This is a genomic window from Dyella sp. (assembly GCF_036568765.1).
Classification (GTDB): Bacteria; Pseudomonadota; Gammaproteobacteria; order Xanthomonadales; family Rhodanobacteraceae; genus GSA-30.
Window position 1 is genome coordinate 1 of record NZ_DATCRY010000079.1, and the last position, 14909, is coordinate 14909.

Below are 14909 nucleotides of genomic sequence, written 5' to 3' on the forward strand. Positions count from 1 at the left end.
CAAAACCCAGTTGGAAAACAGCGCGTTCTGCGTGCACGAGGTACCGTTGTCGGTAACCTGCGTGGGATCGACAGTATGGCCGTTGGTGCCCACAGTCTTGTGGTCATAGGCCTGGAAGTTGCCGTGGAACTGACCGCAGGCCCCTGCTGGCGGAGCAATGTACTGGCCGTTGGCATTCTTCAATGCCAGGCCATCGGAATTCTGGAAACCGAACATGCGATAGCTCGGATTCCAGGAGCCGTAACCGGCGTCGGATTCCGAGTCGCTATAGGAGCGATCGCGTCCCCACAGCGGCGAGCGGTTGGTGTGCTGGTAATTATAGATGACGTGCCAGTTATCGCCCGAGCGGCCACCGGTGAAATTGAGGTCGCCGTATTGGCGCCCACCACGAGTGGCACCGCCGGCGGTCACCTGCACATGGTCGCCTTCATAGTTCTTCTTCAGGATCACGTTGATCACACCGGCAACCGCATCGGAGCCGTAGATCGACGAGGCACCTGTCGCCAGCACTTCGATGTGATCGACCATGCCGGTGGGGATATTGTTGAAGTTCTGGAACGTACTCTGACCGGCGCTGGGCTGCGGATAGTCGGCGATACGATGACCGTCGATCAGTACCAGGCTGTGGTCGGGCCCCAGGTTGCGAAGGTTGACCGGACGCGCATTGACTGCGGTATTGCCCCAGGTGGAGATACGGTCGCTGAATTCCGGCGTGGCTACCTGCGGCAACGAGTTCAAGAACTCGAACAAAGTATTGAAGCCCTGTGCTTTGATCTGCTCGCCGGTAATCATGGTTACCGGCGCCGGCCCTTCGATTTCTGCGCGCGGAATACGCGAGCCGGTAACGACCACCTTATCCAGGGTCTTGGCGTTCTGCGCGGATGCGTCCTGGGCGGGCGCGGCATCCTGTGCAAACAGCGGGGATGCAAATAGCGCCAGCGTGAGCGAACTGGCCAGCACGCTACGGCGTACGCGAATATGACTCATGATGCCTCAACTCCCCAACGAAAGGTGGTGCACGAGCGATTGACGATGGCCTCCCCGCCCTCGCCAGTTCTCCCGACACCTTGCCCGGTTTTATTACGTTTGAAATTACGATGCTTATCGCATCGCGGCGGTCGAACCCACGCCCTGCACCCCTGTAGGACACTGGCTTCATTTGTCTCGTTTCAAAGCTTAGGGTGGCGGTTTAGATCGAGGCAAGTTGCAGTGCAGCAGCATTCAAAGCTGTCGCCAAACTGACGAATCGCATCAGGGCGACGAAGGCAAAAAGCTCTAAATAGACCCAGCTCACGGTGAGATTCGGCGATCCCAGGGACACGGCTCGCCGCGCCGAAGGCCGCTCGTGTCGAATGGCCATCGGGTACGAAACGATTGCGCTAAATGCGTTTGAACGTGAATTTGTGATACGAGCGGGTATTGGTATTGCGGTCAATGATGCTTGCGAAATACACGCGCTCTCGTGGCACGCCTGCATTGTCGAACGTCTCTCGCACAACCAGGCCACCGCGGGTCCGGGTTGCATTGGTGTCGTTGCCACCAAGTCTGCCCGCTTCGATGAAGCTATCGATGCGGTTCTCGATCGGCTTGTGCCCGCTCAGGTTTACCGAGCGGTGTTCATTGATCAGATTATTGTTGTTTGGGCCGCCGAAGACATCCGGGATCAGATGCGACTTGTTATTGGGATTCGGATTAAACAACGTATTGAATACTGCAAATGCATTCAATGCCTGTCGCGTGGCCCCGGGACGGCGTCGGCGCAGCTTGGCCGACGCATAAAGCTCCTTGACGGCACCGCCGCCATGGTTGGTGCGACGAAAGCCGAATTTGTTTACCCGCGGCACATTGGCTGTGGTTTTGAAAGCCCGATAGGCAGCCTGGTTACTGGCCGAGTAGTAGATCCTGCCAATGAGCGTGTTATTGGATTTGTCTTTGACGTCTCTTCGATTCCAGGCTGGCATACGTGTTTCTCTCAAGAATGCTTGGTGACAAATTTTTCGAAGCGCGATGCTGCTATCGGTCTCGGCATGGCTATCCTTTCCGATTGCTCAAGATTCACGCGATTCGAGGCCGAGCAACTCGAATACATCGATGCGGCCACCCGATTTTTGGAAGACCTCCTGATAAAGCTCTGCAGCATTGAGCTGCCCCCAGGCGACGGCTCGCTTGATCAGGTATGGCACCGGGCTGTGGGGCTCGACTTGCATCAGGTAATCGCCAATTTCTTCCAACACGCTATAGGCGCGCTGACGATCATTCACGAGCACAGCGAGCGAATTCCCCGGATCACCCGCCGACTCCTCGTGGTAGTCGCCCTGCTCCTCACCCTCGTCGGCGGCGATCTCTTCCGAGAAAGCTTCCGGCGGCACCGCTGCCGGCTTTTCCATACGCTCACCACGCCGCGCGATCTCGCTACGCAACGGTGTCTGCGCCTTGGCTAGCAGATCGTCAAGCTTGCCGAGCGACGGCGCTTCGTAGCGAAGCTGCTCGCGCAACAGGCTCTCGAAGGCCGCCATGGCTTCGCGACCTCGTTGCAATTGGTCAAAGCATTGGCGTAATTCGTCGCTATCGACCGTAGACAGCAATCCATGCAGATCATCGAGCGTCGCCGCGTTCTGCGCTTCTTCCGGCAGCTCGCCATGCACCGCGCGCAAGCGCTCGTGATAGTGGGCCAGCTCCCAATGCGACCAACTGGCCATGTGTTCGCCATTGTCCACCAGGGGCAAAAGCGACACGGTAGTCAGCAGCTTTTCGTTGAGCCAGCGTACGATGTTGCAGCGTGCCTCGAAATCGTTGCCGTCCGGCAATGGATGCAGCTCCTGCCACCAGTGTTCGCACAGACCGCGCAGCAGCACGAAGCAGGGTGCGACAGCCGAGAAACCCCGCTGATGCAATTCGGCCTCGAACAGCCAGGAAGCCAGTTGCATATCCTTGCCGACGTCGTCGAGCGTCTGCACGATCAGTGCCGATACTTTGGGCCAGTTCGCTCGTTTGAGCTCGACCGCCCACGATCCCATGGGCAGGGTGGCGTCGTCGCTCAGCCGGGCCTGCTCGATCATGCGATACGTCATCGTACCGCGCAGGGGCATACCGACCGGGTGACTACCCTCGAGCGGTGCAAGCAACCGTGCCAGCGGTACACCGAAGTGGCGCTGGAAATAACCGCCGTCGTCGAGCGACGACGCCGCATCGGCTGGCGACAGCATGGCAAGAGCGGACTGGCTCATCGGGTGGTACCTCCGTGCGGATCGGGCGTCACCATAGGACGGGCGCCTCTTGCGGGAATATCGGCAGCTCCAGCGTCACAGGCGCCTTGGTCGCCGGATCGGTCGCAGAAAGCTTCAAGGTCAAATAGAAATCGGCGATGACGGTCGGCGTGCCTTTGCTCTTGTCGGTCAGGGCGCTGCCGTCCAGTACTGGGACCTGGAACTTGACCAGATGCTGATTCGAGTCGAGCGGAGGCGCTGTCGCTGGCGCACTGTGCGTGTCGAGCCAGCGCAGTAACGCCCACGATCCGCCGGCACGGAAAATCGCGTGATAACCACTGGCCTGCAAGTCGGATTGCGCACTGTCGGGCACAGGCGTGTAACGCGAGCGATCGGCCCACTGAAGATCCAGCGACAACGCGTCACCGACATTCCAGGCAATCGTGGTGCCGCCGCCGGGCCATGCTGCTGTCTGGGTTTCCCCACCCAACACGGTCCAGGCGATCAACTGGTTGCTGAGCGGCGACTGTCCGGGTAAAGCGCGGAAACCGATATCCAGGGCGATCGGCGCACTCTGCGGCATTGCCGAGAGATTGCCTGCAAAGAACGCCTGCACCGCATCAAGCTGGCTGATGAAGGTCTTCATCTGTACCGCCTTGGCGCCCTTGGCGCTAGCCAGCCAGGTCTCGAGTTCCGGCTTTTCCTTCGCGTAGTAAACGAAGAAGGCCTTGACCACCGCAGGCGACACCTCGCGCTGGTCGGTCTTGCCAAAGGGATAACGACCGGCCAGCTGGCTATTGAACAACATGCCGATACGCATGAAGTGCAGGTCCGCGCCCGATTGGCCATGGCCGGAGCAGGCTGCCCTGGCGACTTTCTCCATCGCCTCGCGACGCGCCGAGAACAAATCGTTACCTGCTGCCGATGGCACATAGCTGCCGAAAGTACTTTCGCAGTTGGCATAGCTCAACGCGCCCAGTTGCTTCAAGAAGAAATCATTCAGATGGGCGACTTGTCCTGCCGGATCGGAGAACTGCACGGCACGATTGAGTTCGCTGATCGTGTTGCCCCAATAGACATCCGATTGCACATTGCTGCGCTGGCTGTTATTGACACCCTGGGTCTGCTTGAGCAGCGTCACGAACGGCGCTGCGTAGCGCGCAAGCACCTGCACACGTTGCAATTGCCGATCGAGGTAAGCCTGCAAGACCGGCGTGGCACCCAGATCGAACAAGGGCTGCGTATCGTCCTCCCCAGGTTGGATACCCGGATCGTACAGATGGCTCGATGAAGCCAGCGAAGATACGTCCAGCAACATGCTGGCACCATAGTTCTGCGCGCATTGACCGACTTCGTCGGCAACCGCCCCCAGGTTCAACTGGCGCATCCGCTGTTGCGATTGCAGCAACGGATCGAGGGCTGCAGCCAGATTGCCGCTTTCGTCGGACAGCTCCCGGTCCAACTGGGAACTGGCATCCAGACCCGTGTTCAGCGGCTCGACCTGTCCACGCTGATTGCGTGCGAGCGTATCCTGCAAGGCAAGCTGCAATTGCATACGCGCGAGCCGGTCGTAGAGCGGATCGTTGGAAGCACTGACCTGACTGACCTTCAACTGGCTGGCGAACAGCTGATACTCGCGCAACTGCGCTAACAGCTCATCGAAGGTGCCCGACTGCCAACCGCCAGCGGCACCATTGCAACTGTAGGGCTGTGGCGACTTGACCTGCATGAAGCCAAGATTCGAAAGCGCGCGCAATCCTGCCTCCTCGCGTGCCAACCCGGGGTTGACGCCTTCGAGTTGCTGGTTGGTAGGATTGACAACGAACAAGCCACCGTATGGCGGCAGCGAAGCGGAGCGCAGTTCATCTACCGCAGGCTGATAGCACTGCTCGACCCCGAAGCGCGCCAGCGTGCTCTTGAGCACGTTGGAATCATAATGATGTGCACGAATCAGGTTATCGATGCCGGGTGTGATCTCCGCCCCCATGCGCGTGCAAGGATTGTCGGCAGGCGTGCTCGACAACCAAGAGCTACGCACCCATTGCAACCATCCGTTGAAACTGCGCAAGGTATCCAGCAACGGTGGTTTCCCGTCCTGCAGGGACGACAATAGCGCTACGCCCGCACCGGTGTGACGAAGCAAATCGCCCTGCGTCTGTGAAGCCATCCCGTCGAACTGCTTGGCCAGGCGTTCGCGCAATGCATCGGTGATCGTCGGCGGATTGTCGTAGACCGCCTGCTGCAATGCCGCTGCCAAGGGGGTGTCCTGCTTGAGCGCATCTTCCGGCAATGGCTTCCGATAGACGTAGTTGGCCAACGCACCGAAATCCAGGAGCAGCTGCCGTTCCTCGACCATACCGGGCTGGGCGATATTGGAGAAGCGCCTCAGGTTCTCTTCCAGCGCGGCCAGCTCGCTGAGCTGACGCTTGAGTTGCATCTGATCATTGGCATAAGCCGCGTCGGGAGAGGATAGCGACTCGGAAGCTTCCAGGCTGGTCGTCGACAAGGCGTCGATCTTCTGTTGCAGTTTGCAAGCCAGCGAAGGCAGAACTACATGCTGCAGCGCATTGTTCGAGACCACCTCGGTTACGCCGTTACTGATGCGATGGTCCACCCACGACAGCGGAATAGCTACGTAGCGGGTGCTTTCGCTGAGCGTGCCGATCTGCGACACGAGCTTATAGATACGATCGCCATCCAGGCAGCTGTTCTTGCCGAGCGCCTTGCTGTTGACCGAAATATTCACCAGCGTATCGCGCAGGGTCTGCGCGTGATGGTTGATCCTGGCAGCGGTCCAAGGCAGCGCTCCGGCCAGAATCAGACCCACTCCGATCAGGCCGAGCTGCAAGCGGCGGATCAGCCGGTTACGCGCCAGCAAGCCCTTCTGCGTCCGTTGGGCAAGGCGTTGCTCGGCTAGCGCCTTGTCGTCGATGACACCGGCGATGAACGAGATATCCTTACGCGGCCCTTTTACCCGCGCGCTTGTGGCCGCATCGATGGCGCCGGTGAAGTAGACACCCCGGCAGAACGAACGGGTCTCGTAGACGTTCGGCTTGAACAGCGCCTCCAGGAAGGTCTGCAAAGGCGCTTCCAGACTGCGCATGTGCCGTGGAAACAGGAAAAAGTCGTCGACATCGTCGATCTCATCGCAACTGCTGGCCGCATCCAGCACCAGGGACCGCTGGCTTTCGACCACCTTCGTAAATAGTTTGGGCACCCATTCCGACGGCAGGCCATTGTCCTCGATGGTCGGGCTCGACCAGCCGACGATCTGGCTTTGCAGGCCCCTGGGCTGCGCCTTCCAGAAAGCATCGAAACCCTGCAACGTATCGCAGTGGCTGACCACCACGTACACAGGCACCGCAAAGGCGAAGGCGTCCTGCAACTCATGCACACGTGCGTACGCATAGCGGCCGAGCGCCTGGCGTTCGGCTTCGCTCGCGCTCTTTAAACGCTCGGCGGAAACCACCCACACGACGCCGTCCAGTGCGCGGTCGGGGCGCAGGCTGTCGATATCGGCCAGCAGTTCCGGCCAGCGCGGGCCAGGCGAGCCGCCCGTCGCCGGTTCGCCGAGTACGCCATCGGGGTCGATCAGGATGCCTTTTTCAAGGAATTTCCAATGCGTGTTCGGCGCGGCCGAATTCAGGTACGCCTCCTGGCGCCCATCGCGCCGTTGAGAGGCGCGCTGCATGGTCTCGGGCAACGAAGCGACAATGCTGCTCTTGCCGTCACCGGGAAAACCCATCAGCAACAGCCATGAACTGTTGTAACGCCAGTCTCGCCGAGCGACCAGGTAGCGCACGGCGCGTTCGACAACGGCATAACAACGCCTGACACGATCGCGAAAGCGTACCCACAGACTTTGTTCCGAGTTATTTGCTGGCGGCCGCGTGGCGGCAGGTTTGGAGCGGGCGCGCCACATCAGCCACGCCAGCATCACGAAGACGATCGCGGCAAATGCGATCAAGGCGATGAACAGTGGCGTCATGGGCGCCACCTCCATGCCGGCAACACATGCGCCACGAATCGGATCGAGCCGCTCATTTCACGCCACCGATCGCGTCGAGCAGCGACCAGGTCAGCAACAGCCAGACCAGCGAAGAAAGCACCAGATAGCCGGCCACGCCATAGGCCGTCGCACGTAACCAGGGCGCCAATGCGATACGCGAGTTGTCCTTGTCCGAAACAACGGTGTACTCATAGGCCTGCGGAAACGCCCGAGCCGTCGTACCGCCAAGTTTGCGCCCGCTAGCCAGCGGATAGAGCTGGGTGCGCAGCTTACGCAACGTCGGGTTCCGTCGTCCGAGATGACTGCGATACATGCCCTGGAAACCGAGCTGCAGAGCCAGCAGCAATACCGAAGCCATATCGGCGTCGAGCGCGCTGCGCTCGCCGGCCCCCATCAAGTCTTGCACATAATCGAAAAAGCGCCGCCCGGCGACCCGCGTTCGTTCGACCGCGTATTCGAGCAGGTGCTCCGGCCAGTGCTCCGCCCCCGGCCAATCCAGATCCAGGATGAATGTCTCGTCTGCCAGCGCAACCATGACATAACGGGCGCGACGGTATGCCTGCAGCTCCGCCTCGGTAGCCACGTTCACGACATCGCGTGTCTGGCGATCCAGTACACTCAGCAACCTGCGTGCAACACGCTCGGCCAGATCGTGCGGGTCGATCTCGGCATGCGGTTCCTGTGGCTGCAACAGCCTCACAAGCTCGCCTTTGTGGGCAGCCTGTTTGATCTGCGCAACCTCCTCGTAGAACGCAGCGAACTGCGACAGGAGGAAGGTTGAGGAGGTGTCATTCCCGTTCATGCAGTATCAGCGCGTGGCGTCGCGTGGCAAGTACAGGGTAATCGCCGCCGGCACGTTCTCATCCGGCTCGCCGAGAATGACGAGGTTGTGGCCATCGCTCAGCAGCGGCTTGGTCACGCCACTATCGACCTCGATCGAATCGTTGCGGATCTCGTAGACAAAGGCACCCGGCCGCAGATTGAGCGAGGCCACCTGCGCCGGTGTCGCTTCGGTGACGGTGGCGCCCGGGTAGCGGCGACGCACGAGCAGGTAGATCAAGTCCTCCGTGGCGATACGCGCGCTGTGCAGCCACTGCCCCAGGGTCTTGGCGTTCTGGCCTGCGCGCGGGCGCAGCTCGATCAGCAAGCTCTTGGTAGCAATACCCTGTGGCAACATGCAATGGAAGCCGGATGCACCTACGCGGACGAAATCCAGCACACGATAGTCGGCATTGAGCCGGCCGAGCTGATCGCGCACATAGTGCATGGCCAACAGGAACTGTGGCAGGCAATCGCTGTGATCGTAGGCTTTCAGCGCCGGTGGCTGCGGTGCGGATGCGGTGGCCGCCACGCAGCCGACCAGTTGCGCCAACGCCAGATAAAGCTGGGACGGGTGCGTGCTACCGGCCTGTAATTGCACATCGAAAGCAGGCAGCGCCATCGCCAGATGCCTGGCCGCCTGGACCTGCGCATTAGACTCGTCGTCGTAGCGCACCGCACCACGATCGTCCACGCGTACCCCGAGCAGTTCCCGGTACTTCAGCCAACTCGCCTCGGATAACGAGGCTAACTGGCGATTAAGCGCCGTATCGCCATGGAAGCTCGATGCATCGATACGCAGCATCGGCGGGTGGTAATCGGTCAAATGGATACCGTGAGCATCGTACTGCAGCTCAAACAGCGGAAACGAGCAATAACTGCGCGCCACACTGTCGCCGCAGACCAGACTCATCTTCGGCCGCATGCGATCGACCACGATTTCGTCCTTGCCCGTGTTCTCATCCGCCTCGAGGTCGCCACGCTCGATCGTATAGCGCTGCATGTCGCCGGAGCTGGTCGCCGCACCCTTGCCGCGCACCGGCACGCGCAGGTGCACGCGCAACTTCGGCTGAGTCGTCCAGTCGTTCTTGGAAACATCCAAAGACAGATCCATGGGAGCGAAATGACCCGGATACTCGATCAACAAGCCATCGGGCATCACGCAGGTCAAGCGCTGGATCGCTATCTTGCCCTTGACCAACTCTGTCGGATCCAGTGCCAGGTCGAGCACGCCCCAACCGTTGGGCTGCAGATAGCCCAACCGCCGCTGCAGCAGCTGGTTCCAATAGATATCGTTCTGCTGGAAGTGCTGCGGCGACAGCAGCATACCTTCGGACCAGGAGACCGATTCGGGTAAAGGAGTGTCGGCGATGGCGTTCATGGCATGCCCTACTGTTCGGTCACGGTGACTTGCGTCGCCGCCAGCCAGATAACGGCATGGCGGAACTGGGTGATGTCGCTGCGCGCCTGGCCGTCCTTGCTCAGATAATCGGCGAAGGCATAGACCGCGATTGCCTTGCCAGCCTTGTCCGGCAGCTTGACCGGATCGATCACCATCGCTGGCGGCACCTGTAGCGACACCACGTCCATGGCTTTACCCAAGCCGTTTTGCAGCGCCATCTTCTGCGCGAACCAATCCGGACCGGTCTTGGGCAACATGGCGACGTCGGCACTGGCATAGACAAAGACCAAATCCAGCCGGATCGCCGAATTGAGATTCGCTCCCGGCGGGGCCGCCACGCGCACGCTGCTCAGGCGTGTGGTGGGCTGGTGGCCCGGCAGCAAACTGGAGATAGCACTGCAGGCCGTCAGGACCGCCAAGAGGCCAATCCATGTCAGAAGGGTAAGTATCTTGCGCATCAGCTGAGCACCATCACGGTGACCTGCGACGGCGTCAGCGAGACGCCAACCATGTTCGGCAATAGGCCGTTCTGGCCGACGATACCGAGCATATGAGTACAGGGGATGCAGCCCATGAACACTTTGAAACTCCCGAGTAGCGCTCGAAACGGCCCCATGAACAAATGCGAGACCACACCGCCTTCCACGCCGGCGATATCGCCGTTGCTGATCGCGCCGATCGTGACCAGATTCTCGCCCAGGCCGCCGCCGACGATCACTTCGAACTGCGCAGGAATGTCGGCAAACGACAGCGCGATATTCGGAAAAGGGAACGGCGTAGGAATACCGAGCACCGGAATAAAACATACGTCCGGAAAGGCAAGGCTCAGCACACCGAGATTGGTATTGACGAACATGGCTCAACCCAGGCTGATGCGCTCGGCATCGATCTTGGCGTCCTGCCGCGCGGTGATGACCGCCTGTTCGCCATGCAGACGAAGTAACTGGCGCGCTTGCAGCATGAACTGCTCGACCTGGCCGATATAGCTCCGCGCGGTGTGCACCAGCGATTCGGCCGCGCCGACGAACATATTGCGCGCATTGAGCGAAATCGGCCCCTGCACCGCCGTCAACTCCATCGAATCGCTGGAACGCAGCGCGATGGTCTGACTGGCGATATCGACATGGCCCTGGCGAATCGACACGCTGTCGGCGCCGGGTACCGTCAATGTGGCCCGACCGCCCTGCTCTCGCTCGAGCACATGCAGCACGAAGCACTCGTCACCGCTGGCACCGAGCACAAGCACACGGTCGCCCGTCTGCGGAGTAACGAGGCAAGACACCGCTTGCCGCGTGGCGCGGCCATCGTCCAGGCGCCAGGCACCGTCTTCCAGTGAATCGCGAATGACCGCCTCGAACCAATAAGGCGCATGCGAAGAAGGCTTGGATCGTTGGGCGGCAAACATTAGTGCATCTCCAGGGAAAGTGAACGCGATTCGGCCGCAAGGCGGGCCATCGAGGTACCGCGTAGCCGATGGCGCGCGGCGCCGCTTAGATCGGCGGTAATGAAGCGGGTGTTGTGCATGCTGCTGTGCTGCAGCCCGGCATGACGTAGATCGATGCCCTCGCCAGTGGCGTGATCGAAATGGGCGTAGCTCAAGTCGGCGTTGGGCAAGGCGACCTGCCGCATCGTGGCGTGATCCCAGATGCTTCCGGTAGCCTTGGCTCGATCCAGGCGCACACGCTCGAGCGTTGCGGACTGGAACAGGCTGTTCTCGCAAGTAGCGCTCTGCGCGTCGACATCGGTCCACGTCGCCTCAAGAAACAGGGCGCGGCTCAGATCCGCGCCGCGCAGGTTACTGCGTACGAAACTCGCCTTGCGGCAGTTGGACTCGCGCAGATCGACGCCGTGCAGGTCGACCTCGACAAAGCTCGCGCCTTCCAGCAGGCAACGCTGAAAAATGACTTGACTCAAATCCATACCATCGAAGCGCGCCTCGCGCAACACGGCGTTATGCGCAACCAACCCGGCGACACGCAAACTGCGAAAATCCACATCGGGCAATACAGCCTGATCCAACACGGCGCGCTCGAAATTCGCGCCTTCCGTCTGGCTTTGCGCCAACACGGCACGGTGTAGCGTGATGCCGGATAGATCGGCGCCACGCAAGTCGGTTTGGGTGAAGGCACTCATGACGACGCGCCCGCCCTGCCACCGACTGCCCTGCAAGGAAGATAATGTCAGTGCCGTCTGTTCCAGAGATGCCTTGTCCCAACGGGACGCGTCGAGCTTGCACCGCGTGAAGCTGCAAGCTTCCAGTACGGCTTCGCTGAAGTCGGCGCCGCGTAAATCGCAATCGACGAAAGTGACGTTCTTCAGGCGGCATCCCTGTAACCGCGCCCCCCGCCAGCTGACCTGGCTGGCCACCAGGGTATCGATGGTGCGGCCTCGGCCGTCCAGCTCGCCCAGATCCACGCCGAGCAAGGGGCGGCCCAGCGTCTGTAGATGCGCGATGTCGTTCCAGCCGATCATCCGCGCAGGCTCCGGCCGGGCTCGATCCGTACGCCGTCCAGGCGCGCATTCTCGAACATCGCCTCGGTGCACTCGGCCTGCATGAAATTGGCATCGCGCAGATCGGCCGAGCGGAAATCCGCACGCCGGCACATGGCCTGGTAGAAGTCCGCCGATTCGGCATGGCAGGACACCAGCACGCCGCCCATGAACAGCGAACGATAAAAGAGGGTGTGTTCGAGCACGGCGCGATTGAGCTTGGTGCCGCTGAAATCGCACTCGCGGAACTCGCCCTCGGCCAGGTTGGCGTCGACCAGGGTGGCATCGCGCCAACTGCTGTGCGTGGCCCGCATACGCGTCAGGTCAGCGCGCGACCAGTCGGCACCACCGCCGCCTTGTACGCGGCTAAGTTCCGCGCCGGTCCAGATGCTGTCGCTCAGACGGCACTCCATCAGCACGCTGCGACTTAACGTCGATTCGCGCCAATCGCTGGCGACGAAGCTCGAACCCAACGCCACCGTACGTTGCCAGACCGAGTGGCTCCAGCGACTGCCGTCACCGCTGGCATGCAGCAGCACGCATTCGCTTAGCGTAGCGTGCTCCATGACTGCCTGGTCCAGTGCAATGTTCGGCGCGACCCACTGTGTAAAGCGTGCGCCGGTAAGATCGGCGCCACGCCAGTCGGCTTCAGTAGCCTGCGTACCGCTGAATTGGGCTCCGCGAAATATCGCCTTGCGCGCGCGCGTGTGCGCCAGATTGGCGCCGTCGAAGCGCGCTTCGGAGCAATTGGCCTCGTCCAGAGTAGCACCGGTCAATGCCGTCTCGCTTAGATCGGCGCCGTCGAGCTGCGCTCCGCTCAGATCGGATGCTTCGAGCAAGGCACCGCGGAGATCGGCCCCGGAAAGCACCGCGCCACGAAGATTCGCACCGGCCAGATCGCAGCCGTGCAAAGACCCGCCCTCCCGCACGCGCAGCAAGATCCATTGCCCGATCGCAGCTGCAACTTCAGGTGCCAACGGAAGGCCAGGCACTGTCACCTGAGGCGCGGCCACACGACCGCGGCGTTGCAGTTCCTGGATCTGATCGATCGATACATTCGGAAGCAAGCTGCCGAACTGGCCCAACGACGTCATCAGATCGCTCTTGCCCTGCGCGCGCGCGATTGCCTGTTCGATCGTGGTGGTCGCAGCAGGTGCGGCAGCAGGCAACTGCGACAATTGCTCATCGGCTTGCGAGCGTAGCTCCTGCGCTTTCTGTTTGACGTGCTCACCGAGTTGCTGAGCGGCATCGATCAGCGGGCCTAGTTCGAAATCTCCACGCTGAATGGCTGCCTGACTCGGTACCGGCAAAGGCGGTAGGGTCATGACCGGTGCGGCCGCGGGCGGAGCGGGCATGCCGGTGTTCGCCTGGTATTCCGCGACAAGTGCGGCATCGCGTGCTGCTTGTGTCGCTTCGCGCTGTTTGAGTTCGGCAACCTCCTCCGCCTGACGAGCAGCTCGCACTGCGGCATCCGGATCGGGAGTCAATTGCGCCTCGTTGAATACATGCCGCGCGGCGGTATCGCGGTTGATGCGCAACGCCATGACCTGACCGTAATGCGACAACGGACGCGGCGCATCGGCAGTATGCTCATAAGCGACCATCAAAGCCTCGACGTCCAACGCCAGGCTGTCCTCTACGTCAATCTCTCCACGATGGATCGCCACACCCAATTCGACATCGGGGAAGAACCAGACCGTATCGAAGGCCAGCGCGACTTCTTCGACCGAGTCGGCAGGCGCTCCAACGCGGTGAGCAAAGGCGCGTGGACGAAATTCCGGAAGTTGCCCCTCGATCGCCGGGAGGTTGGGATGCATACCTTCCAGACGATAGGTTTCGCCGCCCATGAAGAACCCTTCGATGCGCTGATCCAGCGGCGCCGCATTGAAGAATTCGGCGTGCGTATTGTCGGCGAGGCCCGGGTAAGTCTGCTGCTGCCAGCGCCGGCCGTAGCTGCCGATCCATCTACGCCGCGGCAGCCAGCCCACGTCCAGTTGACCGAAGCCGGCAGGTAGATAGCGCCGGCGATGTCCACGGACCGGCCGCGCGGGGTTCTCGATATTCGGCATGCGCCCATGATTGCGCCCGAACAACGCACTGAATGGATTGGGCACGTAACCGCAACCTTCCGGATTACCCGGATGGCTGGGACCGCCGTAGGCACGCGACCAGTCCAGCGGCATGCGGGTGAACGGCAAGGGATCGGTGATACGGAAGAACGGCAGCATGCCGTACATCCATTGGCGATCGCCAATCACACGCAGCGACTTGTCGATACTACCCAGCACCAACCTTACCTGCTGCTCCGTGACTGCCAGGCCATGCGCCGCATAGGCGCTTCCAGCGACCAGCACTTCACCGCGCCGCTTGGGCATCAGCTCGTCCAGCGGCCGCCCCGAAGGCAGCGCAGACATCACTTTGCGCCATTGCAGGTTGTCGCGAAGCAGGCTGTCCGCGCGCCCACCCAGCTCGAAAAAACCGAGCGTGGCGACCAACAGCCTGTTCCTGCCCTGCCAACGGTACGGGCGGTGCATCAGGCCTAAGGTCATCGGTTTGACGATCTTCATGCGCGCCTCATACGTAGATGTAAATCACCGGGATGGAAACGCTCAAGCCAATAATCTCCATCGACAGCCGTGCACCGGCGATGGTCATCGATGCCCCCACACCGGTGATGTCCATCGACGTGCTGCTGCCGTGGATGCCGATCTGGGTAGAACTGCCGACCACATTGATGTCGGTGGTATCTCCGGTAACCGAAATACCGGTATTGCTTCCGGTGACGCTGAGCCGGGTGCTGCTCCCGACAATGTTCATATCCGTCGTGCTGCCGATCAGACCGATCTGCGTGGCAGTTCCCGTGAGCGAAATGCTGTCGCTCTCGCCGGTCAGACTGAGTTGCGTGCTGCTTCCGGTCAGCGAAGTCATATCGCTGCTACCCGTGACCTGGGTCGACGACGACACGCCGGTCACCGCCGTACTG

Annotated in this window: 12 protein-coding genes; all 12 read right to left on the bottom strand. The window is 61.1% G+C overall.

Going from position 1 to position 14909, the window contains the following annotated elements; genetic code table 11:
• The coding region (locus VIM98_RS06070; RefSeq protein ID WP_331992202.1) for a TonB-dependent receptor plug domain-containing protein at positions 1-987 on the bottom strand (987 nt) is incomplete at its 3' end.
• A gap of 392 nt (positions 988-1379) precedes the next feature.
• On the bottom strand, positions 1380-1961 hold the full coding sequence (locus VIM98_RS06075) for a hypothetical protein (protein ID WP_331992203.1): 582 nt from the start codon (positions 1959-1961) through the stop codon (positions 1380-1382).
• A gap of 87 nt (positions 1962-2048) precedes the next feature.
• Complete coding sequence (tssA, locus tag VIM98_RS06080; protein ID WP_331992204.1) at positions 2049-3227, bottom strand: type VI secretion system protein TssA; 1179 nt, start codon at positions 3225-3227, stop codon at positions 2049-2051.
• 28 nt (positions 3228-3255) lie between these two features.
• On the bottom strand, positions 3256-7194 hold the full coding sequence (locus VIM98_RS06085; protein ID WP_331992205.1) for a type VI secretion protein IcmF/TssM N-terminal domain-containing protein: 3939 nt from the start codon (positions 7192-7194) through the stop codon (positions 3256-3258).
• A gap of 52 nt (positions 7195-7246) precedes the next feature.
• Positions 7247-8017 carry a DotU family type IV/VI secretion system protein gene (locus tag VIM98_RS06090; RefSeq protein ID WP_331992206.1) on the bottom strand — a complete coding sequence of 257 codons (771 nt, stop codon included), beginning with the start codon at positions 8015-8017 and terminating at the stop codon, positions 7247-7249.
• Between the two features lie 6 nt (positions 8018-8023).
• Positions 8024-9415 (bottom strand): type VI secretion system baseplate subunit TssK, encoded by a 1392-nt coding sequence (tssK, locus tag VIM98_RS06095; protein ID WP_331992207.1) that lies wholly within the window; start codon positions 9413-9415, stop codon positions 8024-8026.
• A gap of 8 nt (positions 9416-9423) precedes the next feature.
• Complete coding sequence (locus tag VIM98_RS06100; protein ID WP_331992208.1) at positions 9424-9855, bottom strand: hypothetical protein; 432 nt, start codon at positions 9853-9855, stop codon at positions 9424-9426.
• Between the two features lie 38 nt (positions 9856-9893).
• Positions 9894-10292 carry a DUF4150 domain-containing protein gene (locus VIM98_RS06105; RefSeq protein ID WP_331992209.1) on the bottom strand — a complete coding sequence of 133 codons (399 nt, stop codon included), beginning with the start codon at positions 10290-10292 and terminating at the stop codon, positions 9894-9896.
• Positions 10293-10295: 3 nt separating this feature from the next.
• The gene (locus tag VIM98_RS06110; protein ID WP_331992210.1) at positions 10296-10841 is read right to left on the bottom strand and encodes a DUF3540 domain-containing protein; all 546 of its coding nucleotides are present in this window, start codon (positions 10839-10841) and stop codon (positions 10296-10298) included.
• Complete coding sequence (locus tag VIM98_RS06115) at positions 10841-11908, bottom strand: pentapeptide repeat-containing protein (protein ID WP_331992211.1); 1068 nt, start codon at positions 11906-11908, stop codon at positions 10841-10843. The genes VIM98_RS06110 and VIM98_RS06115 overlap by 1 nt, the downstream gene beginning before the upstream one ends.
• Entirely contained in the window at positions 11905-14493 is a 2589-nt protein-coding gene (locus VIM98_RS06120) for a DUF2169 family type VI secretion system accessory protein (RefSeq protein WP_331992212.1), read from the bottom strand. Before VIM98_RS06120 ends, VIM98_RS06115 begins: the two co-directional genes overlap by 4 nt.
• A 7-nt stretch (positions 14494-14500) precedes the next feature.
• Positions 14501-14909: hypothetical protein (locus VIM98_RS06125; RefSeq protein ID WP_331992213.1), on the bottom strand; the 409-nt coding region annotated here is incomplete at its 5' end.